We start from the raw sequence: 26,969 nt of genomic DNA on the forward strand, positions 1-26,969 counted from the left end.
CGACCATGACCGAGTCCGACATCCCGAGCGCGTACGTCCGCGACAAGCGCACCCCGACGCCGAGCCGCGAGGAGCTGCGGGCCCGCATCCCCGGGTGGGGCGCCGACCTCGACCCGGCCGACCGGCCGTCCCACCCGAAGCTGCAGTACCCGGCCGACACCGGCGCCCACTGGGACTTCCCCGAGCGCCAGCCGGGCAGCGAGGGCCGGGAGCACTCGATCGAGCACGCCTTCGTGACGCCGGTGTTCGGCACCGCGCAGCCGCTGCGCGGCCTGCCCGGGGCGATCCGCCGGTTCGCCTACGCCCGTTTCAGCGAGGGCCGGCTCGCGCACTGGTTGCTGCTGGTCGTCGGCGACCGCGTGGACGCCTGGGAGCACCACCTGCGGTCGTTCGCCTCCGGCCGGCCCGACGTGCCCGCCACCGGCCTGCGGACCGAGTTCACCCGCGGCGGCCTGCGCTCGCGCCGCGGGCGCTCGGACGTCCGGCACCAGCTGCTCGACCCGGTGGTCGTCGCCGGGCCGTGGCTCGCCGGCGCCGGGGCCACGGTGCTCGGCGTCCGCCGGGTGGTGCGCGCCGTCCGCGGCTGACCCGGCCCGCCCGGGGCCGCTACGGTCCCGGGCGTGACGCCGCTCGACGAGCTGCCCCGGATCGGTGCCCCGGCGACCGGGGCCCTGCGGCTGGCCGGCTACACGCGACTCGACCAGCTGGCCGGCGTGCCGCGGGCGAGCCTGGCCGCGCTGCACGGCGTGGGCCCGAAGGCACTGCGCATCCTGGACGGGGCGCTGGCCGAGCACGGGCTGCGGCTGGGCTGAGCCGGAGGTCCGGACCGGCGTGTTCGTGCGGATCTGGGAGTACGAGGTCGCCCCCGCGGCCGTGCAGCGGTTCGTCGCGGCCTACGGGGCGGACGGGGACTGGGCGCGGCTGTTCCGCCGGCGCGACGGGTACGCCGGCACGGAGCTGTTCCGCGGCGCGGAGGGTGGGAGCCGCTTCCTCACCGTCGACCGCTGGCGGGACCGGGGCGCCTGGACCGCCTTCCTCGACCGGGAGCGGGAGGCGTACCGGGCCCTCGACGCGGAGCTCGCCCCGCTGACGACGCGCCAGCGGCCGCTGCTCGAGGGGACGGTCCCCGACGACGGCCCGTGAGACGACGGGAGCGGCCCCTCCCGCCGGGGAGGAGCCGCTCCCGTGTGCTGTGCGCCATCAGGGACTCGAACCCCGAACCCGCTGATTAAGAGTCAGCTGCTCTGCCAATTGAGCTAATGGCGCGTGTCTCCCGGCTGCCCGGGTCACGAGGGAGAACGATACCAGCGGTCGACGGCGTCCCGCTCGGGGGCCCCGGGTGGCGGACGCCACGGTTCCGTGATCCAGCGTGGACACTGGAGCGGGTACGCCCGTGCCCACGTGCACGGGCGACCACGCCGAGACGAGGGGGCAACACGGTGCGACGGACGGCTGCGCTGGTCACGGCGGGGGCGCTGGTCCTGCTCAGCGGGTGCCAGGGCGGCGACGACGGGGCGTCGGCGTCGGCGTCGTCGTCGGCGTCGTCCCCGGCCCCGACGTCCGCCGACGCGGCCCCCGCGCAGCTGCAGCTCGCCCCGGCCGACGGCGCGGTCGACGTCGCCCCGGCCGACCCGGTGGAGATCTCCGTCACCGACGGCGACCTCGCCGACGTCACCGTCACCGACCGCGCCGGCGCGGACGTGCCCGGCCAGGTGGCCGACGGCGAGACCGAGGGCACCGAGGTCTGGACGCCGGACCAGGACCTCACCTACGGCAGCACCTACACGCTCACCGCCACCGCGACCAACGCCGACGGCGAGCGGGCCGAGGCGAGGAGCACCTTCACCACCGTGGACCCGGAGACGGTCACCACCCCCTCGATCGGCCCGCTGGACGGCCAGACGGTGGGCGTCGGCATGCCGATCCGCGTGTACTTCGAGCAGCCGGTCGCCGACAAGGCCGCCGCCGAGAGCCACCTGCTGGTCACCAGCTCGAACCCCACCGACGGCGTCTGGAGCTGGCTCAGCGACACCGAGGTGCACTTCCGCCCGTCGCAGTACTGGCCGGCGCAGACCGACGTGACGCTCGAGGCCGACCTCTACGGCGTCGACCTCGGCGACGGCATCTGGGGCGAGAAGGACCGCACGGTCTCCTTCCGCATCGGCGACCGGCACGTGTCCGTCGCCGACGCCGCGACCCACCGCATGCAGGTCTACGACGGCGACCGGCTGGTGCAGGACTGGCCGATGAGCGCCGGCAGCCCGGACAACCCGAGCTACAACGGCCCGCACGTGGTCACCGAGCTCAACGCCGACCGGGTCATGGACTCCAGCACCTACGGCGTGCCGGTCGACAGCCCCGAGGGTTACCGCACGCCGGTGAAGTGGGCCGTGCGGCTGTCCGACAGCGGCGAGTTCGTGCACGGTGCCCCGTGGTCGGTGGCGCAGCAGGGCCGGGAGAACGTCTCCCACGGCTGCATCAACCTCTCGGACGAGAACGCCCGCTGGTTCTACGAGTTCTCCCAGCCCGGGGACGTCGTCGAGATCGTCAACTCCGACGCCGGCCCGCTCACCTCGCCGATCGCGGACTGGACCATCCCGTGGGACCAGTGGCAGGCGGGTTCCGCGCTGAAGTGATCTCCGTTTCCCGGGCCGCTCACCAGGGCACTCCCGAGTCGATCTCGGGAGGGAGAGCGTCGTGGACACCTGGTTGATCGTGCTCATCGCCGTCGTGGCCGTCGTCGTGCTGGCGCTGATCGGGCTCGCCCTGGCCAAGCGCAGCCGGGTGGCCGGTGCACGCCGCCGCGAGCAGCAGCGCGCCCAGGCGCGCGAGCACCTCGAGGAGGCCCGGCTGCGCGGCGTGCAGGCGGAGAAGGAGCAGGCGCTGGCCGAGGAGCAGGCCGCCCGCGCCCGCCGGGAGCGCGCCGAGGTCGAGGAGCGCACCCGCCTGGCCGAGCAGGAGGCCCGGCAGCGGGCCGCGGCGGCCCAGGAGCACGCCTCGGCGGCGGACAAGCTGCGGGCGGAGGCCGAACGGCTGGCCCCGGGCCTGTCCGACCGGCACGCCGACGGGCACCCCGGCCGGACCGCCGAGGGCTCGGAGGGCTCCACGCGCCTCTGAGCGGGCCTCCCGCTCAGTTCCGGCGCCGGCCGCGGTCTGCAGTGCCGGGAGGGACCCGCGGGGTCCCGCCGACGCAGCGGAGGCACCGTGACCGACCTGCTCGCCATCGGCACGCGCAAGGGGCTGTGGCTGGCCCGCAGCGACGACGGGCGCCGCACCTGGGCCGTGGACGGGCCGCACCTGCTCGCGCAGGAGGTGGCGGCGGTCGGCATCGACACCCGGGGCAGTGACACCCACGGCGGGGCGCCGCGGGTGCTGGCCGGGGTCCAGTACGGCCACTGGGGCCCGACCGTCACCTGGTCCGACGACCTGGGCCGCACCTGGGCCGAGACCGAGCAGGGCGCGATCCGCTTCCCGGCCGACACCGGGGCCGCGCTGGCCCGCGTCTGGCAGATCCGCCCGGACACCGCGGACCGTCCCGGCGTCGTGTGGGCCGGGTGCGAGCCGCACTCGCTGTGGCGCAGCGACGACGGCGGCCGCACCTTCGCGCTGGTCCGCGGTCTGTGGGACCACCCGCACCGGCCGACCTGGGAGCCGGGCGCCGGCGGGGGCGCGGTGCACACCGTCCTGCCGCACCCCACGACCGACCGGGTGCTGGTGGCGATGAGCACCGGCGGCGTCTACGCCAGCGACGACGGCGGGGCGACCTGGGCGCCGCGCAACGCCGGCATCACCGCGCCGTTCCTGCCCGACCCGCCGCCGGAGTACGGGCAGTGCGTGCACAAGGTCGCCGCCGACGCGGGCGACCCCGACCGCTTCTACGCGCAGAACCACTTCGGCGTCTTCCGCACCGACGACGGCGGCGCGTCCTGGACCTCGATCGCCGCCGGGCTGCCGGTCGACTTCGGCTTCCCGGTGGCCGCCTCGCCGCGCACCCCGGGCACCGCGTGGGTGGTGCCGCTGGTGGCCGACGCCGAGCGGGTGCCGCCCGGCGGGCGGCTGCGGGTGCACCGGACCCGCGACGCCGGGGCCACGTGGACCGAGCTGGGCGCGGGGCTGCCCGACGGGTCCTGGACCGCCGTGCTGCGCGACGCCGTCTGCGTCGACGAGGGCGACCCGACCGGCGTCTACGTGGGCACCCGGGACGGCTGCGTCTACGCCAGCGCCGACGAGGGCGACACCTTCACCACGGTCGCCGAGCACCTGCCCGACGTCCTGTGCGTCCGCGCGGCGGTGCTGCCGTGACGGTCGAGGTGGTGCTGCCGGGCGTGCTGGCCGACCTGGCCGGCGGCGTCCGGCGGCTGCGGGTGGACCCGGGCGACGCGACGCTGGCCGGCCTGCTCGACGCGCTGGCGGTCACCCACCCGGTGCTGGAGCGGAGGATCCGCGACGAGGCAGGGGAGGTGCGCCGCTTCGTCAACGTCTACGTCGACGGCGACGACGTCCGCTTCTCGGCGGGCCTGGCGACGCCGGTGACCGCCGGGTCGGTGGTGCAGGTGCTGCCCTCGGTGGCGGGCGGCTGAGGACCCCTCAGAGGCGGGCCAGCTCCGCGCACTCCCGGCAGAGCTGGTGCTCCGCGTACTCCTCCGGCGGCCACTCCGTCTGCTCGTCCACCGCCACGTACGCGCCGCACAGCGACTTGCGGCTGCGGCCGGTGACCCGGCCGATCGTCGCGTGCGCCGGACCGATCTGCCGGGGCTGCAGGCCCTCGGGGCTGTCGACCGAGCCGACCATCACGACCGAGTGCGCGGTCCCGTAGGAGAAGGCAGTGGTCATGCCGCCAGGGTCCGAGGCGGCGCGGCGGTGGGCCAGCACCGCCCGGTGCGTGTCCGGATCGGAGCGGCGCACCCGCCCCTGCCGTCACAGGCGGCACAGCGGGGTCAGGCGCCGGGGGCCCCGTCCGGGGTCGCTGATCCGCGCGGCGGCCGCGTCGATCCACGGCAGGCCGGTGTCCGGGCCCTCCGTCGTCGCGACGGCCCGCACCGCGGCCGTCGTGACCTCCAGCGGCTGCCCGGGCACGCGGTCGGAGGCCAGCTCGTACGGGAGCAGGGCCTTGAGCCGGCTCTCCAGGGACATGCCGTCCAGCTGCTCCCGCCAGTCCCCCACGGGGGAGCGGTGCCTGGGGGAGGGCCGGTCCATGCGTGTCTCCGGAACTCCGACGCCGTGGTCCCCGCGGGCGGCCGGGAGGCGGTCCGGGTCGCGGGGGACCATGGCCCGGTGACCGCCTCCCCGCGGGCGCTGGCGCCGCTGCGCTCGGCGGCCTACCGCCGGCTGGCGCTCTCCCTGGCCCTGTCGCTCGTGGCCAACGGCGCCTGGGCGGTGACCGCCGTCTGGCAGGTGGTGGCCCTCGGCGGCGGGCCGGCGGAGCTGTCGCTGGTGACCGGCGCCTCCGCGGTCGGGACGCTGGCGACGGCGCTGCCCGGCGGGGTGCTCGCCGACCGGGTGCCGCAGCGCCACCTGCTGGTCGCGGTCACCCTGCTGGCGGCGGTGCCGGTGGGCCTCGCCGGGGCGCTGTCGGTGGCCGGCGCGCTGCCGCTGCCGCTGCTCGCCGTCGCCGGGCTGCTCGGCGGAGCCGGGCTCGGCCTGCACTACCCGGCCTACTCCGCACTGGTCCCCGCGCTGCTGCCGGAGGACCAGCTGCTGGCCGCCAACGGCCTCGAGGGTGCGATGCGGCCGCTGCTGTACCAGGTCACCGGGCCCGCGCTGGCCGCGCTGCTGGTGGCGGCGGCCTCTCCGGGCGCGGCACTGCTGGCCACGGCGGCCACCTCGCTCGCGGCCACCGTCTGCGTCCTCGGGCTGCCGCTGCTGCCCGCGCACCGCGCCGCGGACGGGCCGGCGCACCCGGCGCGGGCGCTGGTCGCCGACCTGCGCGAGGGCCTGGCCTTCCTCGTGCGCACCCGCTGGCTGCTGGCCACGCTGCTGTTCGGTTCGCTGATGCTGCTGGTTACCACCGGGCCGCTGCAGGTCCTGACGCCGTTCGCCGTGCGCGAGCACGCCGGCGGCGGTCCCGTCGAGCACTCCCTGGTGCTCGCCGGCTCCGGCGTCGGCGGCGCGCTGAGCTCGCTCGTCGTCGCCTCGCGGCCCCTGCCGCGCCGCTACCTCACGACGACGACGCTGCTGTGGGCCGCCGGCTGCCTGCCGCTGGTCGCCTTCGGCACCGCGACGTCGGTGCCGGTCATGGTCGGCGCCGCCGTCCTCGTCGGCGCCGGGGTGCACGGCGGGATGACCATCTGGGGCACCCTGCTGCAGCGCCGCGTCCCGCCGGCACTGCTCGGCCGCGTGTCCAGCCTCGACTTCGTCGTCTCGGGCGCGCTGGTGCCGGTGTCGGTGGCCCTGGCCGGGCCGGTGGGCGAGGGCGCCGGTCTGCGGGCGGCGTTCCTCGTGGCGGGCCTGGCGCCGCCGGTGCTGGCCGCGATCACCCTCCTGGTCGCCCGGCTGCCCGCCGACGAGCGCGCCCACCCCTTGGACCGGCCGGTACCGGAACCGGACGCCGGCCTGTGAGGGGCGCGGCATCGGCTACGGTCAGGGGAGCACCAGGTGTCCAACCTCGGGCACCCGGTACCTCGGCCCCCCGGCCCACGCCACGGAGACCACCTGTGGTCGACCACCTCCCCGCGGAGCGCCCGCGCGCCGGCGCCGACGGCCGGTCGCGTCCCTCGCGCGGCGACACCTCGGCGGCCGTCGCCGCCGCCCTGCAGCGGGCCGCCGACCAGGTCGCCCGCATGGAGAAGAACCTGCTCGTCGCCGACGAGCAGATGGCCCACCTGCACACCGCCCTGGAGTCGAACCGGCGCATCGGCATGGCGATCGGCATCCTCATGGCGCTGCGCAAGGTCGACGAGGAGGCCGCGTTCGGCCTGCTCAGGACCGCCAGCAGCCACCGCAACGTCAAGCTGCGCCAGGTGGCCGAGGAGGTCATCCGCACGGGGACGGTGGACTGACCGCCCCGCGCGCACTCAGCGGTCCTGGGCCCGGTCGACCGCGGCCTGCTCCCGGTCCGCCCGGGCGACGACCCGGTCGCGGGCCGCCGCGTCCCGGTCGGCGGCGGCCGCCGACCGGTCACGGGCCGCGGCCTTGCGGTCGGCCTCCTGGGCGTCGCGGTCGGCGCGGGCGGCGTCCCGGTCGGCCGCCCTGTCCCCGCCGGCGGTCGCGTGCCGGTGCCCGGCGGCCGTCATGCGCTCGACGGCGCGCGCGTCGCGGTCCTCGGCGTCGCGGTCACGCTCGCGGGCGTCGGCGTCCCGCTCGGCGGCCGCGTCGTCGCGGTCCCAGCCGCCGGTGACGGGGTCGCGCGCGCCGGGGTGGCGGCGTCCCGTCCCGGGGGGAGTGGTGTCCGGCACGCGTCCCTCCTCGGCTCGACGGGGCGCTGGGACCCATCCTGGCCCGTCCGCGGCACCTCCGCACCCCCCAGAACGGCGGAGGCCCCGGCCTGGGAACCCGGGCGGAGCCGCTGCGCGCAGGGTGGGTCACGGGGCCGGAACCCGCGGGTGGGGCCGGTGTGCGGGCCCGGTGACCCGGCAGGTGCGGAGCACGTGGAGCAGCCCCGGACCCGCGCGCGGGCCGGGGGCTGCTCCGGGTGGGACGGTCAGAGGGACAGGTGGTCGATGACGGCCGCGGTGACGTCCTCCGTGCCGGCGGTCCCGCCGACGTCGCGGGTGCGGATGCCCTTGCCCGAGGTGACCTCGATGGCGTGCTGGACGGCCTTGGCCTCGTCGTGCAGGCCGAGGTGCTCGAGCATCAGCGCCGCGCTGCCGATGGCGCCGACGGGGTTGCAGATCCCCTGGCCGGCGATGTCGGGCGCGGAGCCGTGGACCGGCTCGAACATCGAGGGGAAGCGCCGCTCCGGGTTGAGGTTGGCGCTGGCCGCCAGGCCGAGGCTGCCGGCGAGGGCGCTGCCGAGGTCGGAGAGGATGTCGGCGTTGAGGTTGGACGCGACGACGACGGAGAGGTCCTCGGGGCGCAGGACGAACTTGGCGGCCATCGCGTCGACCAGCACGCTCTCGGTCTCCACGTCCGGGTACTCGGTGGCGACGCGCTTGAACACGTCGTCCCAGAGCACCATGCCGTACTGCTGGGCGTTGCTCTTGGTGACGCTGGAGACCTTCTTGCGGGGCCGGGTGCGGGCCAGGTCGAAGGCGAACCGGATGATCCGCTCGCAGCCCACCTCGGTGAACACCGCGGACTGGACGGCGACCTCCCCGCGGTCGTCGCGGCCGGCGAAGTTGCGGCCGCCGAAGCCGGCGTACTCGCCCTCGGAGTTCTCCCGGACGACGACCCAGCTCAGGTCGGTCGTGTCGGCCTTGCGGAGCGGGCTCTGGATGCCGGGGAGGAACTCGACGGGGCGGACGTTGGCCCACTGGTCGAAGTTCTGACAGATCCTGAGGCGCAGGCCCCACAGGCTGACGTGGTCGGGGACGGTCGGCCAGCCGACGGCGCCGAAGTAGATGGCGTCGAAGTCCTCGAGCTGGTCGAGGCCGTCCTCGTCCATCATCCGGCCGTGCCGGGCGTAGTAGTCCGCGCCCCAGGGGAACTCCTGCCAGTTGAAGGTGAAGCGGCCGTTCGAGGCCCCGGCGAGGGCGTCGAGGACGGCGCGGCCGGCCGCGACGACCTCGACACCGACTCCGTCGGCGGGGATGGCGGCGATGCGGAACGTGCGCTGGGCGGTCATGACGGTCTCCGTGGGGACGACTGCTGCGGTCGCTCCCGAGTGAACGGGGTCACGTCGCTGCCCGTCCAAGACGCGTTGTCGATCCTTCGGATAGCCCGGGCCTATCGATCCGCGGGGCCCATGCCCGCCTCCGCGTCGGACACGTACTGCTCGACGCACGTGACGAAGGCCTGGGCGGCCGGCGTGAGGGTGCCCGTCCGGGAGACGAGCGCGATCCGCAGCAGGACGGCGGGCTCGATCCGCCGGACCAGTGCGCCCGACCGCTGCGCCAGCGGCGTCCAGGACGACGGCAGGACCGCGTGTCCCACACCGGCGAGCACCAGAGGCATGATCGAGGTCCGGTGCTCGACCTCGACGACGATGCGCGCATCGACGCCGCCGGCCAGGACGTCGTCCACCAGCCCCCGCACGAGGCTGCCGTGCCTGCTGACGATCAGTCGCGTCCCGGCGAGGGCCGCACGGTCCACCGTGCGCACGGCCGGTTCCCCCATCGGCCCGCGGTCCCCGTGCTCCGGCGGCGCACCGTCCTCCGGCGGGGAGACCAGGACCAGGGGCTGGTCCTCGATCAGCAGGACACGCAGGCCACCGGGGTGCGGAGGCGAGGCCGCGCCGAGCAGCCCGAGCTCGGCCCGGCCGGTCCTGACCGCCTGGACCACCTCCTCGGGGGTGAACGCCGCGTCGGCCGTGACCGTCATCGCCGGATGGGCGGCGGTGAAGTCGCGGATCAGGGTCGACAACGGCTCCATGCCGGGACTAGGCATCGCGACGAGCTCGACCCGGCCGCGCTGCAACCCACGGACGGACTGCGCCGCGGCCCGGGCGGCCTCCAGGTCACGGACCACCTGGCGAGCCGGTTCGACCAGCTGGGCTCCGGCGTCGCTGAGCACGATGCCGCGGCCCACCCGGTGGAACAGCGGCACGCCGAGCTCCCGCTCGAGCGTCCCGATCGCCTGGGACAGCGAGGGCTGCGCGATGTACAGCTGCTCCGCGGCGCGGCCGAAGTTCATGGTCTCGACGACGGCGAGGAAGTAGGTCAGCTGCCGGACGTCCACCGCGTCACCTCCTGCGGACCGATAGGCCGAACCTACCGGTGCGGTAGCGAACGCGTCTTGGACCGGTGTGGCCGGAGTCACCCACCGTGGCGGCTACCCCGTCCACCCCTCCGGCAGTGAAGGACCGAGGTGTCCCCAATGGACCTGTCCCACGCGCACACGCCACCGGCCGAGAAGAAGCGCTGGTACCGGCAGCTGTACTTCTACGTCCTCGTCGCCATCGTGCTCGGCGTCGTCGTCGGCGCCGCCTGGCCCGGCGTCGGGGTCGCGATGGAGCCCATCGGCACCGCGTTCGTGGGGCTGATGAAGATGCTGATCGGCCCCATCGTCTTCCTCACCATCGTCGGCGGCATCGCCAGCGTCGCGGACCTGAAGAAGGTCGGCCTGACCGGGATCAAGGCGCTGACCTACTTCCAGATCGGCACCATCCTGGCGATGGTCGCCGGACTGGTCGCCATCAACTTCTTCCGCCTGGGTGACGGCGTGAACGCCGACGTCAGCACGCTGCAACCGACCGAGGACGTCGGCTCGCTCGTGGAGGCCGGGCAGGAGCAGCACTGGTGGGACTTCCTGCTGCGCGTGCTGCCGGAGAGCGCCGTCGCCCCCTTCGTCGAGGGCGAGATCCTGCAGATCATCTTCATGGCCGTGGTCTTCGGCGTGGCGCTCAACGCGGTCGGCGCGGTCGGCGCCCCGGTGCTGTCCGGCGTCCAGCGGCTGACCGCGGTGGTGTTCAAGGTGCTCGCGTTCATCATGAAGGCGGCCCCGCTGGGCGCGTTCGGGGCGATGGCCTACGCCATCGGCGAGTACGGCCTGGAGACGCTGACCAGCCTCGGCTCGCTCATCGCGCTGTTCTACGTCACCTCGGCGCTGTTCGTCTTCGTCGTGCTGGGCGGGGTGATGGCCTACCTGCGGCTGAACCTCTTCCATCTGCTGCGGTACCTGCGGGAGGAGCTCCTGCTCATCCTCGGCACCTCCACCGCCGAGCCGGCCCTGCCCGGGCTGATGAAGAAGATGGAGCACGCCGGCGTGGAGAAGTCCACCGTCGGCCTGGTGGTGCCGACCGGCTACTCCTTCAACCTCGACGGCGCCGCCATCTACCTGTCCCTGGCCGCCCTGTACATCGCCCAGGCCACCAACACCGACCTGTCGATCACCGAGCAGCTGGGCCTGCTCGCGGTCATGCTGCTGACGTCGAAGGGCGCGGCCGGCGTCGCCGGCGGCGGCTTCATCGCGCTGACCGCGACCCTGTCCACCGTCGGCACCATCCCGGCGGCGGGCATCATGCTCGTCTTCGGCATCGACAAGTTCATGTCCGAGTGCCGGGCGCTGGTGAACTTCTGCGGCAACGCCGTGGCCACCCTCTTCATCGCCGCCTGGGACAGGACGCTGGACCGCGACCGCGCCCGCCGGGTCCTGCGCGGTGACGACGTTCCGCCGCTGCACGAGATCGACGAGGTACCGGCAGAGACCGTGGACACCGACGACGCCGCCGCATCAGCCGAGCCGCCGCCGGTTCCCGGCGTCGTCGCCGTCCCCGTTCCTGTGGTGGCGAGGGCCTGACATGCGCGTGCTCGTGGCTCCGGACAAGTTCAAGGGTTCCCTCACCGCCCTTGAGGTGGCGACGGCCATCGGGCAGGGCCTGGAGGCGGCCGGTGTCGCCTCGAGGCTCCTGCCGCTGGCCGACGGCGGTGACGGCAGCGTGGCCGCCGCTCTGTACGCCGGCTCCGCTCCCCGCCCGGTGTCCGTGCGCGGCGCCGACGGACGCCGGCACACCACCGAGTTCGCGTTCGACGGCAGCACCGCGGTCGTCGAGGTCGCCAACACCTGCGGACTGACCACGCTTGCGCCCGGGGAACCGGCCCCGATGACCGCGTCCAGCTACGGATTCGGGCAGGCGGTGCTCGCGGCGCTCGAGGCGGGAGCACGACGCATCGTCCTCTGCCTGGGCGGCAGCGCCAGCACCGACGGCGGCGCGGGACTGCTCGCCGCTCTCGGCGTCCGGTTCCGGGACGACGCAGGACGTGACGTCGAGCCGACGGGGGGATCGCTGACGCAGATCGCCGAGATCGACCCGTCGGGAATCTGCGACCTGGAGGCCGTCGAGCTCGTCGTAGCCACCGACGTGACCAACCCGCTGCTCGGCGCCGAGGGTGCCGCGGCCGTGTTCGGCCCGCAGAAGGGTGCCACCCCGGACCAGGTCCGCGAGCTCGAGGTCGGCCTGCGGCACCTCGTCGGTCTGCTGGACACCTCCCGGTTTCGAGCGGCCGACGGCGGAGGGGACCTCGCGGACGAACCCGGTGCTGGTGCGGCGGGCGGTCTCGGCTTCGCCTGCCGGTGGCTCGGCGCCCGGCGCGTCGCCGGCGCGGAGTTCTTCCTGGACCTCCTCGGCTTCGACGCCGCGGTCGCCGACTGCGCCGCCGTCGTCACCGGCGAGGGCCGCATGGACGGGCAGACCCTGGCCGGAAAGCTGCCCGCCGTCGTCGCGACACGATCGGCGCCGCGCCCCGTTTCCGCCGTCGTCGGGCAGTCGCTGCTGACCCCCGACGAGCGACGGCGACTCGGGCTCGACCAGGTGGTGGCGCTCGGCGAGCTGACCGACGGGGACCCGAGGCGGGACGCCGAGCTCTCGAGGCGCCTGGCCGCGGTCGCGGGTGAACTCATCGGCCGGCAGGTCCGTTCCCGTGCCGCCGCCGGGCGTCGGGGTGCCAGCCGCGCCCACCCGCCGGCGTCCACCGTCGGCGCCTGACCGGGCCGACCGGTCCCGGGCCGGAACTGGTCCGCCGCCGCCACGATGTGGTCACCTACACCGGCGTCAAGTACGCGCCGCGGTTCACCGCCGTCGGCGCGAGCTGGGAGCCGTGGCGGCAGGCGCCGGACCACGACGACGCTGACCCGGCCGCCACCTTCCCCAGGTCGGCGACGGCAGAGGCGCTCGGGCTGGCCGGGCCAACGGTGAGCACGTGATCCTGCGCAGCGGCGTTGGGCAGACCCGGGACCTGCTCGCCCTGCACGGGCGGGAGAGGTTCGACGCGATCGTCAGCGACCAGATGTCGGTCGGCGGGTCGCTGATCGCCGAGAAGCTGGGTCTCCCGCTGGCCACGGTCGCCGTCCTCCCGCTGGTGCTCACCAGTCGGCACCTGCCCCCACCGGGCACTCGGCTGCTTCCGGCCCGCACCGCCGCCGGACGTGCGCGCGACGCCGTCCTCCGGCCGCTGGTCGGCACCGTCCTCCGCCGTGTCCTGGACCCGATCATCACCGACGTCCGCGCCCAGGTCGGGCTCGGCCGTGCCGCGGTGTCGGGCCTCGATGGGCTGTTCTCCACCCGCCTGGTGCTCGCCCAGGGCGTCCCGGGCTTCGACTACCCGCGGCCGGACCTGCCGCCCTACGTCCACTACTTGGGCCGTCTGGCGCCCGAGCCCGCGCCGGGGACCGACGCCGATCTCCCGCCGTGGTGGAACGAGGTGGCATGCGCGCGAGTCGAGGGCCGCCCGGTCGTCCACGTCGCTCAGGGCACTCTCCACGTCGATCCCGACGATCTCATCCGGCCCACCATCGCCGCTCTGGCCGGCAGCGATGCGCTGGTCGTGGCCACCACCGGCCGGGACGCCGCCGGGTCACTCCGCTCGCTGCCGCCCAACGTCCGCGTCGCACCCTTCATCCCGTACCACCTCTTGCTGCCGCACGTCGACGTGATGGTCAGCAACGGTGGCTGAAGCAGCGTGCTGGCCGCCGTCGCCGCCAGCGTGCCGCTGGTGGTGACCGGTGCCGACCTGGACAAGCCCGAGGTCGCCAGGCGGGTTGGCTGGAGCGGGGTCGGTGTGGACCTGCGCACCGGCCACCCCCGGCCCGCGCGGATCCGGGCAGCGGTCGACCGGGTCCTGGCCGATCCGAGGATGCGGCAGACCGCGCAGCGGCTGGCGAAGAAGTTCGACGCGGCCGGCGGTGCCCGTAGGGCCGGCGACCTCATCGAGACCATGGCCACTTCGTCCACGCCCTGAGCTGCCTTGCGCAGTCCTGCTCGGATCCGCGCAGGACAGGTTCTGGCCGTTATCTGCCGTCTCTCCGTTCGCGGTCCGCCGTGGCTGCCGCCTGGTCCCGGCTGTCCTGCTCGCGGTCGGCGCGGGCGGCCTCGCGGTCCTGTTGCGCCGCGAGCCGGTCCTGCTCGGCCGCGCGGCGGTCGGCCGTGTCGGCCGCTCGGTCGCCCGCGGCCCGTGCCCGGTCGTCCTCGATCCATCCGCGGTAGCTCGCCTCGACCTCGATGTCGATGGCCCGCTGCTCCTCGCCCTCCCCAGGAGGCCTACCGCCGGCCGACGCGGTCGGCGGGCCCGTCCACCGCCTGTGTTCGGCACGGCGCTCGTCAGCGGCCGCCTCCCGGCGCTCGGCGGCCACGGCCCGTTCCGCGGCCTGCCGGTCTCGCTCGGCGGCCACCTCGTCGCGCAGCTGGGCCGCCGTCTCGCGGCGCAGGGCCGCTTCATGCCGGTGGTGGGCGGCTCGCTCCCGCCGCCGGGCCGCATCGTCCAGGGCGCGGTCGGCCGCGGTCCGCCGCTGCCCGGCGCCCGCTGCGGCCGTGGGATCGGGCGTCGGGTCGCCCGGCCAGCGCTCCGCCCGCAGGCGTTCGTGCTCGACGGCTCGCAGCGCCGCCGCGGCCTCGCTCAGCAGGCCTTGCGCGTCCTGGAGGCGGGCCTCCCGCAGAGCCCGTTCGGCCAGGGTGAGCTGGGTGGCGGCTACACCGCTCTCGGTGCCGGCGATCGCCTCGGCGCCCCGGCCCATTCGCTCCTGCAGCCGCCGGACGTCCTGCCGGAGCCGCTCGGCGGCCCGCTCGGCGCGACGGCGCCGCTGCTCCCGGCGGTCCTGCCCGTCCGGCCCGCGCTGGTCGGCGGCCCGCTCGTCGGACCCGTCCACGCACCGAGCCTGCCCCCGGCACAGACCCGCGGACAAGGGCCAGTGCGGCGCCGCATGGAGGCATGGCGCGGCGGGTAGGCCGAGGTGCGGACGGAACTCTGACAGCACGGGTCCGGCCGGTCCGACGGGCAGGTGCCCAGCTCACCTCCCCGGATCGAGCGGGAGCGTGCCGCTCTCCGGGTGGAGCAGATGGACCAGCCTTCGTGGGCGCAGCGACCGCCGCCGGCGCCGGGACCTCGCCTGACCGCGGTGTGGCAGGGCCGCCCGGGCACCGCCGCCGAGCTGACCGGCATGCGGCGCCGGCTGCGCACCGCACTCACCGACGGTGTCCTGCCCGCCGGGGCCGACGACGGCGGGCGGCTGCTGCTCGCGGTCGAGGAGCTGGCCTCCAACGGCCTGCGCCACGGCCGGCCGCCGGTGGACGTGACCGTTACCGCGGCGGGAGTCGGCTGGCTGCTGGAGGTCAGCGACAGTGCGGCCGCGCGGCCGCCGACCCCGGCGATCGACCGCGACGCCGCGCTCGGCGGCATGGGCCTGGGCCTGGTCGCCCGGCTCAGCCGCGCGCACGGCTGGACCGTGGACGGGGACCGCAAGACCGTGTGGGCGGACATCGCCTACCGGCCGCCGCCCCAGCCGCCGCCACCGCAGCGCATCCGGGCGGCCACCGTACGCGCCCGGGACCTGGTCGCCTGCCTAGCCGCCACCGAGGCCCGGATCGCGGCAACCCGGCAGCGGCTGGCGGCGGACGCCGCCGTCGCGGGCAGACTGGAGCAGGCCCACGCCTACCGCGCCGCCGCCGGGAGCGCCCGGACGACGGCCGTGCAGGCCCGCTCGACGAGTCTCGTCACGCCCCACGCCTCCGGTCCGAGGAGCCGCCGACCGGCCGCCCCGGTGGGCCGGTACTCCGCCCGCTGAACCGGGCCGGAAGACGCGAAGCTGTCGACGGTCCGGCCCGCTGAGGCGGGCTGGTTCATCGGGACCGCGGCCGGGACACCTCCCAGTACCTTGCCGCGATCCCCACGGCGGGGTGTCCGGGTCGGGGCGGCATGGGGTAGTGCGCGCATACCGGTCCGCTCATCGAGCCGGCGACGTCGGTGACAAGCCGATGGAGGCGTGCCCCGCAGTTGCGCCTGGCACTGAGCCGCCCGAGCACGCCTGGGTGCTGCGGGCTCAGGGTCGTTGCGGCCGGCTGACGTCGGCGCGCGGTAGCGGGCGTAGAGGCTGCTCCAGGTCATGAGGTCGTGGATGCCTCCAGCAGCGTGCCGTCGGGGACGCGGAAGGCCGTGGCCTCGGTGATCCGCTCGCTGAGCTGTCGGTCAGATGGTGGCCGCGACGATGCCGACGTGCTCACGGCCGAGGTTGCGGCCGTTCGCGCCGGGGCACGACCTGCAGGGAGGGTGGGACCGGGTGGTCGTCCGGGCCTGCAGGGCGGCATGCCGCCGTTGCGGCAGTGCGGCACTGCGGCGGGCACACCGAGGCCCTGCCATCCGGTCCACTTGGCAGGGCCTCGTGGGTCTGCGGCCGGGACCTGTCCCACAACTGTGGGACAAGTCCAGCGACCTGTTGGACGACCTCAGCGGGCGCGGCGCCGCTGCGACTTCGCGGCGGGCGGCAGGAGGCCGGGAACAGGTCGGCCTCGGCCGCGCGGCGGCCGCGGCGGGGTGATCGGCCTGCTCCCGGGTCGCCGCATCGTGCTGCTCACCGGTCGCGGGCCGCCGGCCCGAACGCTGCTGGACGCTGCGGAGGAGGTGCGTCGCGCTGGCTGAGCTGCCGGACGGCGAGGATCGCGATGTCGTCGCGGGCGCCGCCGACGTCGACCAGGTCGGCGAGCACCCCGTCGACGAGCGTGGCCAGCGGTGCCCCGCGGCGGGCGGTCGCGGCCGTGGCGAGCCGAGTCAGGCCGGCGTCGAGGTCGTCGGCGCGCCGCTCGATGAGGCCGTCGGTGTAGAGCAACAGGACCGCGTCGCTGGGCAGGGTGGTGACCGCCTCCGGACGCCGCCGAGCGCCGGGCACGGCGAGTGCCGGGCCGTGCCCGGCGTCGAGGTAGGTGACCGACCCGTCGGGGGTGGCCAGCAGCGGCGGCGGATGGCCGGCGCTGCTGCAGGTCAGCCGGCCGGCGGCGGAGTCGAGCAGCAGGCACACGACGGTGGCCAGCGCGGCACCGTCGACCTCCTCGGCGAGGCCGTCGAGGAGCTCCAGGGCCCGGGCCGGGCTGCGACCGGCCAGCAGCATGCCGTGCAGCGCGCTGGACAGCCGGCCCATCGCGGCGGCGGCCGCCCCGTGCCCGACCACGTCGCCGACGACGAGCGCGACGGAGCCGTCCTCGACGGCCAGCACGTCGTACCAGTCGCCGCCGGCGGCGGTGCCGCGCACCGCCGGCAGGTAGCGGGTGACCACCTGCAGCCCGGCGACGTCGGGCACGCGGGCGGGCAGCAGGCTGCGCTGCAGGGTCTCGGCCATCTCCCGGCGGACGTCGGCCAGCGTGGCGCGTTCCAGGGCCACGGCGAGCTGGTCGGCGACGGCGCGCAGGAACGCGCGCTCCGCGGCGTCGAAGCGCCGTCGGGTCGTGAACGCCACGCCGAGCGTGCCGATCACCCGGTCGGCAGCCGTCAGTGGCAGCGCCGCCGCCGCCTGGGTGGCGGCCTGCAGGTGCCGCTCGATGCCCGGATAGCGCGCCAGCAGCGCGGCGCGGTCACCCAGCCATACCGGCCGGCGGGTGCGCGCGGGCTCGGCGATCGGGAACGGCGCGGTCAGCCGCATGGCGGCGTACCGGGCCAGCTGCTCGGGCGGACAGCCGCGGGCCTCGACGGTGTGCAGCAGCCCGTCGGCGTCGAGCGTGCACACCGAGACGACCGACGCGCCCAGCGCGGCGCGCAGCCCGTCGGCCAGCGCCGCGGCGGCCTCGGCGACGGTGCCGGCCGCCGAGAGCGCGGCGGTGAGCTCGTGCAGCTGCCGCGCCCGGGCGGTGACGCGTTCGGCGGCGACCGTCGCCGCGATCCGCTGGCCCAGCTCGTCGGCCAGCGCCAGGTCCTCCTCGTCGTAGCGGCGGGCGAGGTCGGTGGTGAGGAAGGTCAGCAGTCCCACCCGCTCCCCGCCGTGCTGCAGCGGAACCACCAGCTGGCGGCGCGGAGTCGGGTCGGCGGCGGCCAGCCGCTCCAGGACGGGGTCGCCGGCCAGCGCTTCCCGGCGCATCGCCTCGGGGAGTGGACCGACGTCGAACGGCCGGCCGGCGGCGATCAGCGGCCGCAGCTCCTCCGGTGCCAGCACCGCGGGCATGCCGTGTACCTGGGTGGCCAGCTCGGCCGGGGCGGCGGCGACCAGCCGGTAGCGGTCGTCGTCGGCCAGCCACACCACCGCGCGCTCGCCGAGCACCCCCAGGGTCCGCCCGGCCACCGCGCCCAGCCGCTGCTCGATCGGCCCGCCGGCGGACAGCGCTCGCCCGGCCGCGGCCAGCATCACTGCCGCCTGCTCCCGGCGCCGGGCGGCGGTGACGTCGGTGAGGACGACGTGCAGGCTGCGGGCCCGGCCGTGCTCGTCGCGGGCCACGTGCCCGAGGTGCTGCAGCCACAGCCACCGCCCGTCGCGGGTCCGCGCCCGGTAGGTCAGGGAGAAGTCGACCTCGCCGTCGGCGACCGCGCGGTGCACCCGCCGCACCGCTGTGGCGCGGTCGTCGGGGTGCAGGAGGCGCTCCCACAGCCCGGGCTCGGCCAGCCACCGGGCGGCCGGGTAGCCGAGCAGGTCCTCCACCCGGTCGTTGAGGAAGGTGAACCGCAGCGTGTGCGGGTCGCGCTGCCACACCACCGCGTTCAGCCCGGCGACCAGCGCCTCCAGCCGGGCGGCGCCGGCCTCGGCGGCCTGGCGCGCGGCCTGCTCGGCGACCGCCGCGGCGCGGGCGTCCTCGGCGGCGCGCCGCTCGGTGATGTCCAGGATGCTGCCGCGGACCAGCCGCCGGTCGGCTGCCGGCAGCCGCAGCAGGGTGATCTCGCACGGCACCGGCGTGCCGTCGGCCCGCCGGTGCGTCCACTCGAACCGCGGCCGGCCACCGGCCAGCGCCTGTTCGACGTAGGCCTCCGCCGCCTGGTCCGACGGGCGGCCGTCGGGTTGCCGCGGCGGGCTGACCTGGACCGGCCCGACGCGCAGCAGCTCGGCGCGGTCCATGCCGAACAGCTCCTCGGCGGCGGCGTTGACCGAGATGAAGCGGCCGGTGTCGACGTCGAGGATCACGATCGCGTCCGGCGCGTGCTCGATCAGTGCCCGGGCCTGGGCCAGCTCCTCGGTCCCGGCGCCGGCCGCGGCGGCCGGCTCGGCGGGCACCTGACGCAGCGAATCCGCGGGGATGCTCACCTGCGCACCTCCGGAGGACCGACCGGAGCCCCGCGGGTCCGAGGGCGACGCCCAGTGTCCCGCGAAGATCGTCTCGGCGGGAGGGGGCCGAGGGGACGCTTCGCCTGCGGGCAAATCCGCGGGCGCACCCCTTCGCCTGCGGTGCTAGCCGGCCAGCGGACCCCCGTTCAGGGTCAGGCCATGACGGTGGTGCCGGAGCACTCGCCGCCCACGCTGCGACAGGCCGCAGCCGTGCGCCAGTCCGCCGAGGCGATCCGGGGGGCCGCCGCGACGGTCGCAGCCGTGGCGTTGAGCTACGGCGCCGTCGCGGCCGCCGCGGACGCGGTCGCCGGCACAACCAACTCGGCCGGGCCGCACCGGGATCGGGCGGCGTGGGCGCGCACGCGGGCCGACGCGCAACGCCGCCTGGCGCTGCGGATGTGGGCGCGGGCCGACGCGCTCGAGTCCACCGCGCACTGACCGGCAGGTCCCCGGACACGCGAACCGACACCCCCGCGGTGCGCATCGGCGTGCCCGCTCATTCGGCGCCGCCAGCGGCCGATGCGTTCGCTGACCGCAGGTGGCCGCGTGCGGCCGGTTTCTCGGACAAGCAGCGCCCCGCTGAGCCCAGGCGGTGGCCCTCCGCACGCGGCGCCCTACGAGCAGGCAGCGAGGGCACCGGTGGGCGCGATGGCCGACAGCTGGGGGCACGCGCAGCGTGTGACGCCGATCGACCTGTCGGAGGTAGCTGCGCGTCGCGCCGCTGCGGCCGAGCGGGCCCGGCGCTGCGCGGTGGAGCTCGTCGCCGAGGCCGGCGCCAGCCGGCAGCGCGCGGAGCAGCTGCGCCGGGGGCTGGAGGCCCGGCGGCTGCGGGCTGCCGCGGGCGGCGGGTCAGGTGCGCAGGGTGGCGCTGGGCAGCACGCCGTAGGCGGCGCGGTAGCGCTCGGTGAACCGGCTGGGCGTGAAGCCCCAGCGGGCGGCGACGGCGGTCACGGTGACCCCGTCGCCGGGGGTGGCGTCGCGTAGCTGCCGGTGCGCCTCAGCCAGGCGGACCTGGCGGAGGTAGGTGGTCGGAGTGCAGCCGAGATGGCGGCGGAAGGCCAGTTGCACCGCCCGCGGGGTGACGAAGGCGGCGCGGGCGATGTCGGCGACGGAGATGTCGCGGTCACAGTGGGAGTCGATGAAGTCGAGCGCGCGCCGCAGCGTGCCGGGGTGCGCGTCGATGCGGTCCGTAGCCACCGCCGGTGCGACGGCGGTGTTCGGCAAGATCGTCAGCGCGGTGGCGGCCAGCAGCCGTGCGGCCGGCCCGAGCAGCAGCGGCGAGGCGGCGGCCTCGGGGTCGGCGAGCAGGTCGTCGACGAACCAGGTGGTCGCCCGCCATCGAGCGGCTCCGCCGGGAGTGGCCTGCGAGGCGGTGAACCGCCACGGCTCGTTCGTGGCGGGAGTGCCCCGGGCGACGTCCGTGAGCAGTGACTGGGGGAGGGCGACGCTGAGGGTCCGAGCTTCATGACTGTCGGCGACGGCTCGGGTGTCGGGGTGATTGGCGATGAACACGTCCCCGGGCACGTACCGCTCGAGGTCGTGCCCGCGGTCGTACCCGATGGCACCGGCGACGGCTACGGAGATGAGGACGTCGTCCTGGCCGGCCAAGTCGAACGTGAGGTCGGCGGGCACCATGACATCGCTGATGCTGAATGCACCCGCGTCCAGCATCCTGACGCTGGCCTCCCATCTGGTGTCCGGGGAGGCCTTCAGCTGCAGCCGGCCGCCGAAGAGGTTGTCGATGAGCTCTCGCGCCTCGCCCGGGTCAGACGTGGCGTACTCATGCCGCCGTAGTGCTCCCGGTGTGGCGGTTCCCATGCCGCCCTCCTCTCCCGCTCGTGAGGCGATGTCAACTCGCAGGGCGATATCAGTCCCAGGACCATCACGTGCGCAGGGTGTGGGCGGGGGTCACCCCGTAGGCGGCGCGGTAGGCGGCGGCGAACCGGTCGGGCTTGGCGAACCCCCAGCGCAGCGCGATCGCCGCCACCGTGTCCCCGGCGGTCGGGTCGGCGGCCTGCAGCTCCCGGTGCGCACCCTCCAGCCGCACCCGCCGCGCGTAGCCCATCGGGGACAGCCCGACGTGGCGGGCGAAGGCCAGCTGCAACGCCCGCGGGCCGACCCCGGCGGCGTGGGCGACGTCGGTGACGGTGATCGGCAGGCTGGCGTGCGCGTCGATGAAGGCCACCGCCCGGCGCACCACCGCCGGCGCCACCGTGCCGGCGCCGGGCAGGTGGCCCGAGGTCATGGTGGTGTTCGGGAACGCCGCCAGCGCGGCCGCCGCCATCAGCTCGGCCAGGTGCGCGGCGATCAGCGGCTCGGCCAGCCCGCTGCCGGGATCGGCCATCTGCTGGTGCACGAACCGCATCAGCCCCAACCAGGTCCGGCGCATCGGCTCGGACAGCGGGCCCATCCCGTCGAACCGCACGTCGGCGGGTGGCACGCCCAGCCGCTCCTCGGCCACCCGCTCGACCACCGCCAGCGGCAGCCGCACGATGCCCACGTCCACGTCGTCCCACTCGTTCACGAACGGCGCGCCGGTCGGGCACCGGAACACCACGCCCGGTCGCGTGGTGACCTGCTCCCGGCCCGCCCCGTACCGGCACCCACCGCTCACCGGACTGGCCACCACCAGGTCGCTCAGCGGAGCGACCGCGCAGCGCATGCCCGCGGTGAACCGCAGCCGGTCCGCGGTCAGGTGACCGGCCGTTGCCGACCGGAGCTCGCAGGTGAACGACCCGCGGACGCCGGAGAACGCGAGCGGGCGCTCCGAGCGGTAGAGGTCGGCGAGCACGGCCTGGGCGACGTCCGGCTCCCGGATGGACAACTCGACGACCTCGACCGGCACGACGCGCCTCCAGCGTGCGCGTTCCCGAGGCCGTGGCTGAGCCGCCGCCGGCAGCGCCGGCCCCGCCGACGCTAGCCGCCGACATCCGCTGTGCGAAGCCCCTCGCCCCCCAGCGCAGCGCGGCGTCCAGCGCCGGTGCATGTCGACGGCGCCCCGTCGACCCGGCTGGACTCCTGACGCGATCGCCTGGCGTCACGTCGGCCGGGCATGCGGAGGTGTTCCACCCGCTGCACCGCGGTACTGCTGGTCGACGCGTCGGGGGTAGCGATACGTTGCGGCTCCCTAACGACAGCAGCCGCCCTCTCCCCGGGGCCACGGGAGGGCGGGCGTGCGATCGGACCTGCCGGCGATCCGCATCTTCCTGGTCGACGCGCACGAGGTCACCCGGCGCGGTGTGGCCGTTGTGCTGGCGGCCGACCCGCAGATCCGGGTGGTCGGCGAGGCCGCGTCGGTGGACCAGGCACGGCGCCGCGCACTGGCGGTGCGGCCGGACGTCGCGGTCGTTGCCGGCGCGCCGCTGTGCGCGGATCCGTGTGCGGTGCTGCCCGGCTTGCGCTGCCTGGTGCTGGGGCAGGACGGCGGTCCCGACTCGGTGGCCGCCGCCGTGCGGGCCGGCGCGTCCGGGTGCTTGGTCAAGGACGTGCGCGGCGCGGAGTTGGTGGCCGCGGTGCGCCGTGTGGCCGCCGGCCAGATCCTGTTCGACGCGGCCACGATCGCCCGGGCCGGGCCGAACTCCGACGGTCACCGGGAGCGGCTGGCGCTGCTCACCGGCCGGGAGCGCCAGGTGCTGCAGCTGCTCGGCGAGGGCCTCAGCAACCGGGAGATCGCTGAGCGCCTCCGTCCGGAGGTCAAGTCGGTGAAGAACTACGTCACCGCGCTGTTGGCGAAGCTGGACCTGGCCAACCGCACCCAGGCGGCGATCCTCGCCACCGAGGTGCGCGGCGGCGATGGGGTCGCCGGCCTGTGACGGGACAGGCCCCGTGCACGTGTCGAGCCCGCGGTGCGCGGAGCCCGGCCACAGCAGCCCTCGCTCCCGGGCGCGGCGCACCGCATCGCCCCGACCGGTCGCCGCGAGCTTGCGGATCAGCGTGCGCACGTGGCCGCGGACGGTGTTGGTCGACAGCACGAGACCGGCCGCGATCTGCCTGGTCGACTGCGCGTCACCCAGCCGTTGGAGCACCTCGAGCTCGCGGGGACTCGACCGCGGCGGCGCCGGGTCCGCTGTCGACTCGACCATCGGGCTCTCCTCGCCCAGCGTCGCGGCCACCGGCGGTGCCCAACGCCCGCGAGCCTGGACCGGCCCGGGGAGAACCCTGCCCGCCCGTCGAGTTGTGCGCCACAGCTTTCGGCGCGCAGGGGCGCCGCGCCGCCGGCCGCTGCTGACCCATGACCGCGGCCCAAGCCGTCGCTGTGCCGCCCCTTGTTCGGGAACCAGGCTGTCGCCGTCCGGTGCCACCGGCACCGCCCGGCTGCTGCCCTGCGTCATCGGCGACCGGACCGGCGGCCCGCTGTTCCTCGCCGTCCGCCGGCCAACGAAGCCGATGCCCGCGGCCGACGTCGATCCGGCCACCGGCCGGGCGCGGCTGTCCTACCGGCAGGCCGAGCGGGTGTTCGCCGCGCCCGGGCGGCGGCTGGACCCGGGCGGGCCGCCGTTCACCCTGCACCGGCTGCGGCACGCCGGGATCTCGCACGCCGTCGAGGACGGGTACTCCGTGGCCGCCATCCGCGCGAAGAGCCGGCACTCCTCGCTGCGGTCGCTGGAGGTCTACACCAACCCCAGCGCCGAGGCGATCCGCGCGATGACCGACGACCTGGACGGCACCGCCCGCCGGCGCCGGGCCGGCGGTGCCCGCTGACGGCGACGCCGATGAGCGGACCCGCGGCGGCGCTGGCGGCGCTCCTGGCCCCCTACCCCGATCCGGAGTTCGCGCCGATCGGCCGGGTCATCGGCGTGTCGGCGTAGGTCGGCGCGGGTGCTGCGGCTGCTGCTCCGCGAGCAGGTCAGCGTCCGGTGCAACGGCGTGCAGCCGCCCATGTCCTGGTTGGTCGAGCAGGCCGGCCTGCTCGACGGCCGGCTGGTCGGCGGGCTGGCCCGGGGCCGGGCCTACGTCCGCTTCGACGGGCTGCAACTGGCGCCGACCGCGGCCCGCGTCCTGGCCGACCGTTGGCCACCGCCTGGCCGGCGAACCCGCAGGCCCCCGGCGCCCTGGAGGGTGCGGTGGTCGAGGCCTGGACGTCGTGGAAGGCCCGCAAGCCCGTCTGGACCGGGGCGGGTGCCGAGCTGCTGACCGGGCCGCTGCCGCCCGGCGTCGCCTGCGTGGGGTTCTGGTGGGACTGACCGGCGCGGGCGAGGTCACCATCCGGGCCCACCGCACGTAGCGGGGACCTCGCCGGCGTCCTCGGCCTGTGAGGCGCCGGGCGGCGGGCCAGGTACAGCGCCGCACCGGCGAACTGGAAACCGGGTACACCGGCCGCCCGTCCCGGTTGCCGAGCTGTAGCAGGCCCGGGACACGCCGCACCGCCCCCTGGGGGGTGGTTGGGCTGCAGGGCGGCGTGCTGTGCGCCGATGGTGCTTCCGACGAACCGCCGGCCGAGTGCGACACCGCCGAGGACGAGCACGCTCCCGGCGATCACCGCCGATCGTCGGCGACCCGCACCCGCACGAGAAGAGACGCAATGTCCAGCCACACCGCCCGCCGCCTCCGTGGAGGCGCGGTCCTGATCGCCGGAGCGCTCGCGCTCACCGCCTGCGGCAGCGACTCCGCCGATCGCGCTTCGTCGCCCACGAGCTCGGCGGTTCCGTCATCGGCCGCGGCGCCGAGCAGCACCGCGCCCGCCGCTCCGCCCCGCGTGGCGCCGGCCACCGTCGCCCCCGCGTCGTTCACCGGCCCGGCGGTCGACCGGTTCGGTACCGACCAGGTGCAGGCCGCCTACGCCGAGATGGCCGAGTACCTGAACCAGGCGTCGTTCAACGAGGCCGCCATGCCGACGGATCCGGCGCCGACCGCGGAAGTGTTCGAGGGCCTCACGGCGTACATGACGCCGAGCATGGCGGCGGACTTCCGGGAGACGGTGCGCAAGGCGGTGTCCGGGGACGAGGACGCGGCGACCGACCTCAACAGCATGGTCTTCAACCAGATGGAGGGGCCCGGCAACGGCGGCCTCGAGTTCGGTGACGGGCCATGGGTCACCGATCACACCCTCGGCGACCCGCGAGCCGAGGTGAGCGATCAGGGCAACCTCGAGCTCATCGTGGTCGAGCACGCCACCGTGCACATCAACCAGGGCGGCGCCCCGGTGCTGGTCCCGATCACCAAGACGTCGACCTTCCACCTGGTGCCGGGCACCGCCGGCACCCACCCCTGGCTGATCGACGGCATCACCGGCCAGTGGGACACCGGCACCATCACACCGGACACCACGGCGGGCTGAGACGGCGGCCCGGCGCAGCGGGTGCGCGGTGACCTCCGCGGAGGAACCGCCCGGCGCGCGGTGCGACGAACCGCAGCGCGGATGCCGTGGGCGGCCGCCAGGTCCATCAGCTGTGCCCGGTGGGCCCGGATGGAGGCCCCGTCCAGCGACGCGGTGTTGACCATGCCCACGTCTTGCCGGATTTGGGCCACGCCCGGCCGCTGGGAGGCCGGAGACTCCGTGGGAGCGCCGACGCTCACGCGGCGGTGCGGCAGGCGGCAATGCGGCCCTCGCTGATCTGGGTGAACGTGATGCGGGCTGCCGGTGGCGGCTGCGCCGCCGGTCAGTGCCGCAGGTCCGCGGCGGTTTGCCGGGCCAGGGACAGCACCGGCGCGACCTCACCGCGGCGCAGCACGTCGATCGGTCGCGTGTGGCGCAGGTCGTGGATCCGAGCCTCTTGGGGACCGCCCCACCGGCGGCCTTGACCGCCTCCTGCCTGTAGCATCGGTGGAAGTTGCCGTGGTGCAGCGGGCCGTCCTCGAGCATGGTGAACATGAAGTCCTCGGGGCCCTTGCCGGCGACCAGCGGCCGCAGCGCCTCGACCAGCCGCGGCAGCAGCAGGATGCGGCGGATCGACGAGCGGGTCTTCGGCCGGCCGCGCTTGCGCGCCTTGCCGCGCCACTTGAGCGCCGCCCGGATGTCGACGTAGGGCCGCTTGGCGTCCAGGTGCAGGTGCTGCACCCACAGGCCGGCGGCCTCGCCGTAGCGGGCGCCGGTGCCGACCAGGAAGTCCAGCAGCGGCTGGAAGTGGACGTGCATCGCGCCGCGGAGCGCGGCGTAGGCGGCGGCGTCGTCGAGGAAGAACGTCTCCCGGCGTTCGTGCTTGGGCAGCCGGATCTCCTTCGCCGGTTGATCTCCAGCCGCGCCGGGCGCTCGACCACGGCCAGGTCGAAGCACTGGCCCAGGACGGTCAGCACGTTGTCGACGACCTTCTTCGACAGCAGCGACCCGGCGATCGGCCGGCCGGCGTTGTTGCGCTGCTCCTTCTTGAGGATGCCGGTCATCCAGTCGTCGTCGACGTAGAGCGCGCCGGCCGGCGCGTCGGCCGCGTGCAGCGGCCGGGTGCGCAGGATCAGCCCGATGCCGGTGCCGCCGAAGAACGGCAGCAGGTGGTTGCGGCCGTAGCCCTCGTAGAGCTTGTGGGTGCCCTCGTCGACGTAGCGGATCCTGGTCAGGAAGCGGGCCCAGAGCTCGTCGAAGGTCACTCCGGTCAGCCGGGGGTCGGCCGGCGCGGCGAGTAGCGGCGGCGGCCCGGCCGGCACCGCCGGCGGCACCTGGGGTGCCGGCCGCGGCACCGGGTCGGCCGGCACCAGGCCGCGTTCGGCCAGGGCCGCGTCCAGCAGCGCCCACCGGGCCACCTTGTCCTCGGTGGCCATCACCTGGCGGGCGGTGTCGAGGCCGAAGTAGGCGGCCATGTCGATGAACTGCTGGGCGTCGGCGGGCGAGTGGCAGCGCTGGTAGGAGCGGGCGGGCAGGCCGCGGCCGGGCGTGTGGCGCCAGTACACGCGGTGCTGGCGGCCGCGCTTCTCGATCCAGGGGCTGGCGGGCTTGAGGGACATGGGGATGTGCTCCGTGCGGTCGGTCGGGAAGGACCGGCCGCACCGTCGGGAGC

General features: G+C 75.7%; 30 protein-coding genes, 1 tRNA gene and 1 pseudogene. 19 read left to right on the forward strand and 13 right to left on the reverse strand.

Translation table 11 applies throughout. From position 1 onward, the window contains the following. Positions 1-5 precede the first annotated feature (5 nt). Genes ACI8AK_RS12610 through ACI8AK_RS12620 form a run of 3 tightly spaced genes read left to right on the forward strand, consistent with a single transcriptional unit; the run spans position 6 to position 1,143 of the window. A complete protein-coding gene (locus ACI8AK_RS12610; RefSeq protein ID WP_456948594.1) occupies positions 6-587 on the forward strand; it encodes a hypothetical protein in 582 nt (193 codons plus the stop codon). Positions 588-620: 33 nt separating this feature from the next. Beyond that, the gene (locus tag ACI8AK_RS12615; protein ID WP_456948593.1) at positions 621-812 is read left to right on the forward strand and encodes a DNA-binding protein; all 192 of its coding nucleotides are present in this window, start codon (positions 621-623) and stop codon (positions 810-812) included. 19 nt (positions 813-831) lie between these two features. Beyond that, positions 832-1,143, forward strand: a complete 312-nt coding sequence (locus ACI8AK_RS12620) for an antibiotic biosynthesis monooxygenase family protein (RefSeq protein WP_456948592.1) — start codon at positions 832-834, stop codon at positions 1,141-1,143. A gap of 50 nt (positions 1,144-1,193) precedes the next feature. Here ACI8AK_RS12620 and ACI8AK_RS12625 read toward each other — a convergent pair. Further along, positions 1,194-1,266 (reverse strand) — tRNA-Lys (locus ACI8AK_RS12625). Positions 1,267-1,439: 173 nt separating this feature from the next. Between ACI8AK_RS12625 and ACI8AK_RS12630 the strand changes: the two genes are divergently transcribed. The 4 genes from ACI8AK_RS12630 (at position 1,440) to ACI8AK_RS12645 (ending at position 4,580) form a co-directional block, all read left to right on the forward strand. Beyond that, on the forward strand, positions 1,440-2,636 hold the full coding sequence (locus ACI8AK_RS12630) for an Ig-like domain-containing protein (protein WP_456956477.1): 1,197 nt from the start codon (positions 1,440-1,442) through the stop codon (positions 2,634-2,636). A gap of 61 nt (positions 2,637-2,697) precedes the next feature. Beyond that, on the forward strand, positions 2,698-3,117 hold the full coding sequence (locus tag ACI8AK_RS12635) for a hypothetical protein (protein WP_456956479.1): 420 nt from the start codon (positions 2,698-2,700) through the stop codon (positions 3,115-3,117). An 87-nt stretch (positions 3,118-3,204) separates the two neighbouring features. Next, complete coding sequence (locus ACI8AK_RS12640; RefSeq protein WP_456948589.1) at positions 3,205-4,302, forward strand: WD40/YVTN/BNR-like repeat-containing protein; 1,098 nt, start codon at positions 3,205-3,207, stop codon at positions 4,300-4,302. After that, positions 4,299-4,580: a MoaD/ThiS family protein gene (locus ACI8AK_RS12645; RefSeq protein WP_456948588.1), complete on the forward strand. Its 282-nt coding sequence runs from the start codon at positions 4,299-4,301 to the stop codon at positions 4,578-4,580. The genes ACI8AK_RS12640 and ACI8AK_RS12645 overlap by 4 nt, the downstream gene beginning before the upstream one ends. 7 nt (positions 4,581-4,587) lie before the next feature. Here ACI8AK_RS12645 and ACI8AK_RS12650 read toward each other — a convergent pair whose 3' ends face one another. Continuing rightward, positions 4,588-4,833 (reverse strand): hypothetical protein, encoded by a 246-nt coding sequence (locus ACI8AK_RS12650; protein ID WP_456948587.1) that lies wholly within the window; start codon positions 4,831-4,833, stop codon positions 4,588-4,590. Between the two features lie 84 nt (positions 4,834-4,917). Continuing rightward, positions 4,918-5,196 carry a hypothetical protein gene (locus ACI8AK_RS12655; RefSeq protein ID WP_456948586.1) on the reverse strand — a complete coding sequence of 93 codons (279 nt, stop codon included), beginning with the start codon at positions 5,194-5,196 and terminating at the stop codon, positions 4,918-4,920. Positions 5,197-5,274: 78 nt separating this feature from the next. Here ACI8AK_RS12655 and ACI8AK_RS12660 point away from each other — a divergent pair, with 78 nt between their 5' ends. Then, the gene (locus ACI8AK_RS12660; protein WP_456948585.1) at positions 5,275-6,558 is read left to right on the forward strand and encodes an MFS transporter; all 1,284 of its coding nucleotides are present in this window, start codon (positions 5,275-5,277) and stop codon (positions 6,556-6,558) included. A gap of 95 nt (positions 6,559-6,653) precedes the next feature. Continuing rightward, on the forward strand, positions 6,654-6,998 hold the full coding sequence (locus ACI8AK_RS12665) for an ANTAR domain-containing protein (protein ID WP_456948584.1): 345 nt from the start codon (positions 6,654-6,656) through the stop codon (positions 6,996-6,998). A gap of 15 nt (positions 6,999-7,013) precedes the next feature. On the opposite strand, the gene ACI8AK_RS12670 is transcribed toward ACI8AK_RS12665, so the two are convergent. The 3 genes from ACI8AK_RS12670 to ACI8AK_RS12680 all read right to left on the reverse strand — a co-directional run bounded on the left by ACI8AK_RS12670 (position 7,014) and on the right by ACI8AK_RS12680 (position 9,774). Further along, positions 7,014-7,394 carry a hypothetical protein gene (locus ACI8AK_RS12670; RefSeq protein ID WP_456948583.1) on the reverse strand — a complete coding sequence of 127 codons (381 nt, stop codon included), beginning with the start codon at positions 7,392-7,394 and terminating at the stop codon, positions 7,014-7,016. A gap of 245 nt (positions 7,395-7,639) precedes the next feature. Beyond that, the gene (locus ACI8AK_RS12675) at positions 7,640-8,722 is read right to left on the reverse strand and encodes a tartrate dehydrogenase (RefSeq protein ID WP_456948582.1); all 1,083 of its coding nucleotides are present in this window, start codon (positions 8,720-8,722) and stop codon (positions 7,640-7,642) included. A 101-nt stretch (positions 8,723-8,823) separates the two neighbouring features. Beyond that, positions 8,824-9,774, reverse strand: a complete 951-nt coding sequence (locus ACI8AK_RS12680) for a LysR family transcriptional regulator (RefSeq protein WP_456948581.1) — start codon at positions 9,772-9,774, stop codon at positions 8,824-8,826. Positions 9,775-9,912: 138 nt separating this feature from the next. On the opposite strand from ACI8AK_RS12680, the gene dctA reads away from it, so the two are divergent. From dctA to ACI8AK_RS12705, 5 genes are read left to right on the forward strand one after another with little or no spacing between them, the layout of a single operon-like run. Continuing rightward, positions 9,913-11,334: a C4-dicarboxylate transporter DctA gene (gene dctA / locus ACI8AK_RS12685; RefSeq protein ID WP_456956481.1), complete on the forward strand. Its 1,422-nt coding sequence runs from the start codon at positions 9,913-9,915 to the stop codon at positions 11,332-11,334. A gap of 1 nt (position 11,335) precedes the next feature. Continuing rightward, positions 11,336-12,520, forward strand: coding sequence for a glycerate kinase (locus tag ACI8AK_RS12690; RefSeq protein ID WP_456956483.1), 1,185 nt, complete (start codon positions 11,336-11,338; stop codon positions 12,518-12,520). 47 nt (positions 12,521-12,567) lie between these two features. After that, positions 12,568-12,738: a hypothetical protein gene (locus ACI8AK_RS12695; protein WP_456956485.1), complete on the forward strand. Its 171-nt coding sequence runs from the start codon at positions 12,568-12,570 to the stop codon at positions 12,736-12,738. After that, positions 12,735-13,487 (forward strand): glycosyltransferase, encoded by a 753-nt coding sequence (locus tag ACI8AK_RS12700; RefSeq protein ID WP_456956487.1) that lies wholly within the window; start codon positions 12,735-12,737, stop codon positions 13,485-13,487. Before ACI8AK_RS12695 ends, ACI8AK_RS12700 begins: the two co-directional genes overlap by 4 nt. A gap of 6 nt (positions 13,488-13,493) precedes the next feature. Beyond that, positions 13,494-13,772, forward strand: a complete 279-nt coding sequence (locus tag ACI8AK_RS12705) for a glycosyltransferase (RefSeq protein WP_456948576.1) — start codon at positions 13,494-13,496, stop codon at positions 13,770-13,772. Between the two features lie 49 nt (positions 13,773-13,821). Here ACI8AK_RS12705 and ACI8AK_RS12710 read toward each other — a convergent pair whose 3' ends face one another. Next, positions 13,822-14,784 (reverse strand): hypothetical protein, encoded by a 963-nt coding sequence (locus ACI8AK_RS12710; RefSeq protein WP_456956489.1) that lies wholly within the window; start codon positions 14,782-14,784, stop codon positions 13,822-13,824. 81 nt (positions 14,785-14,865) lie between these two features. Here ACI8AK_RS12710 and ACI8AK_RS12715 point away from each other — a divergent pair, with 81 nt between their 5' ends. Further along, a complete protein-coding gene (locus ACI8AK_RS12715) occupies positions 14,866-15,591 on the forward strand; it encodes an ATP-binding protein (RefSeq protein ID WP_456948574.1) in 726 nt (241 codons plus the stop codon). Positions 15,592-16,374: 783 nt separating this feature from the next. Here ACI8AK_RS12715 and ACI8AK_RS12720 read toward each other — a convergent pair. Continuing rightward, positions 16,375-19,020, reverse strand: coding sequence for a SpoIIE family protein phosphatase (locus ACI8AK_RS12720; protein ID WP_456956491.1), 2,646 nt, complete (start codon positions 19,018-19,020; stop codon positions 16,375-16,377). Positions 19,021-19,200: 180 nt separating this feature from the next. Here ACI8AK_RS12720 and ACI8AK_RS12725 point away from each other — a divergent pair, with 180 nt between their 5' ends. After that, positions 19,201-19,479 carry a hypothetical protein gene (locus ACI8AK_RS12725; RefSeq protein ID WP_456956492.1) on the forward strand — a complete coding sequence of 93 codons (279 nt, stop codon included), beginning with the start codon at positions 19,201-19,203 and terminating at the stop codon, positions 19,477-19,479. Between the two features lie 411 nt (positions 19,480-19,890). On the opposite strand, the gene ACI8AK_RS12730 is transcribed toward ACI8AK_RS12725, so the two are convergent. Beyond that, positions 19,891-20,859 carry a helix-turn-helix transcriptional regulator gene (locus ACI8AK_RS12730; RefSeq protein ID WP_456956494.1) on the reverse strand — a complete coding sequence of 323 codons (969 nt, stop codon included), beginning with the start codon at positions 20,857-20,859 and terminating at the stop codon, positions 19,891-19,893. A 64-nt stretch (positions 20,860-20,923) separates the two neighbouring features. Next, complete coding sequence (locus ACI8AK_RS12735; RefSeq protein WP_456956496.1) at positions 20,924-21,886, reverse strand: AraC family transcriptional regulator; 963 nt, start codon at positions 21,884-21,886, stop codon at positions 20,924-20,926. A gap of 328 nt (positions 21,887-22,214) precedes the next feature. Between ACI8AK_RS12735 and ACI8AK_RS12740 the strand changes: the two genes are divergently transcribed. Next, entirely contained in the window at positions 22,215-22,853 is a 639-nt protein-coding gene (locus tag ACI8AK_RS12740; protein WP_456948569.1) for a LuxR C-terminal-related transcriptional regulator, read from the forward strand. An 81-nt stretch (positions 22,854-22,934) separates the two neighbouring features. Here the strand turns inward: ACI8AK_RS12740 and ACI8AK_RS12745 are convergent. Further along, positions 22,935-23,372 (reverse strand): annotated as a pseudogene (locus ACI8AK_RS12745) (LuxR C-terminal-related transcriptional regulator); the annotation flags it as partial. A 55-nt stretch (positions 23,373-23,427) separates the two neighbouring features. Here ACI8AK_RS12745 and ACI8AK_RS12750 point away from each other — a divergent pair. Continuing rightward, complete coding sequence (locus tag ACI8AK_RS12750; protein WP_456948568.1) at positions 23,428-23,742, forward strand: hypothetical protein; 315 nt, start codon at positions 23,428-23,430, stop codon at positions 23,740-23,742. A 774-nt stretch (positions 23,743-24,516) separates the two neighbouring features. Here the strand turns inward: ACI8AK_RS12750 and ACI8AK_RS12755 are convergent. After that, entirely contained in the window at positions 24,517-24,714 is a 198-nt protein-coding gene (locus tag ACI8AK_RS12755; protein ID WP_456956498.1) for a hypothetical protein, read from the reverse strand. A 22-nt stretch (positions 24,715-24,736) separates the two neighbouring features. On the opposite strand from ACI8AK_RS12755, the gene ACI8AK_RS12760 reads away from it, so the two are divergent. Then, positions 24,737-25,318: a hypothetical protein gene (locus tag ACI8AK_RS12760; RefSeq protein WP_456956500.1), complete on the forward strand. Its 582-nt coding sequence runs from the start codon at positions 24,737-24,739 to the stop codon at positions 25,316-25,318. Between the two features lie 377 nt (positions 25,319-25,695). On the opposite strand, the gene ACI8AK_RS12765 is transcribed toward ACI8AK_RS12760, so the two are convergent. Next, a complete protein-coding gene (locus ACI8AK_RS12765; protein WP_456956501.1) occupies positions 25,696-26,916 on the reverse strand; it encodes a hypothetical protein in 1,221 nt (406 codons plus the stop codon). Positions 26,917-26,969: the final 53 nt, after the last annotated feature.

It is taken from the genome of Geodermatophilus sp. SYSU D00867 (assembly GCF_054050315.1).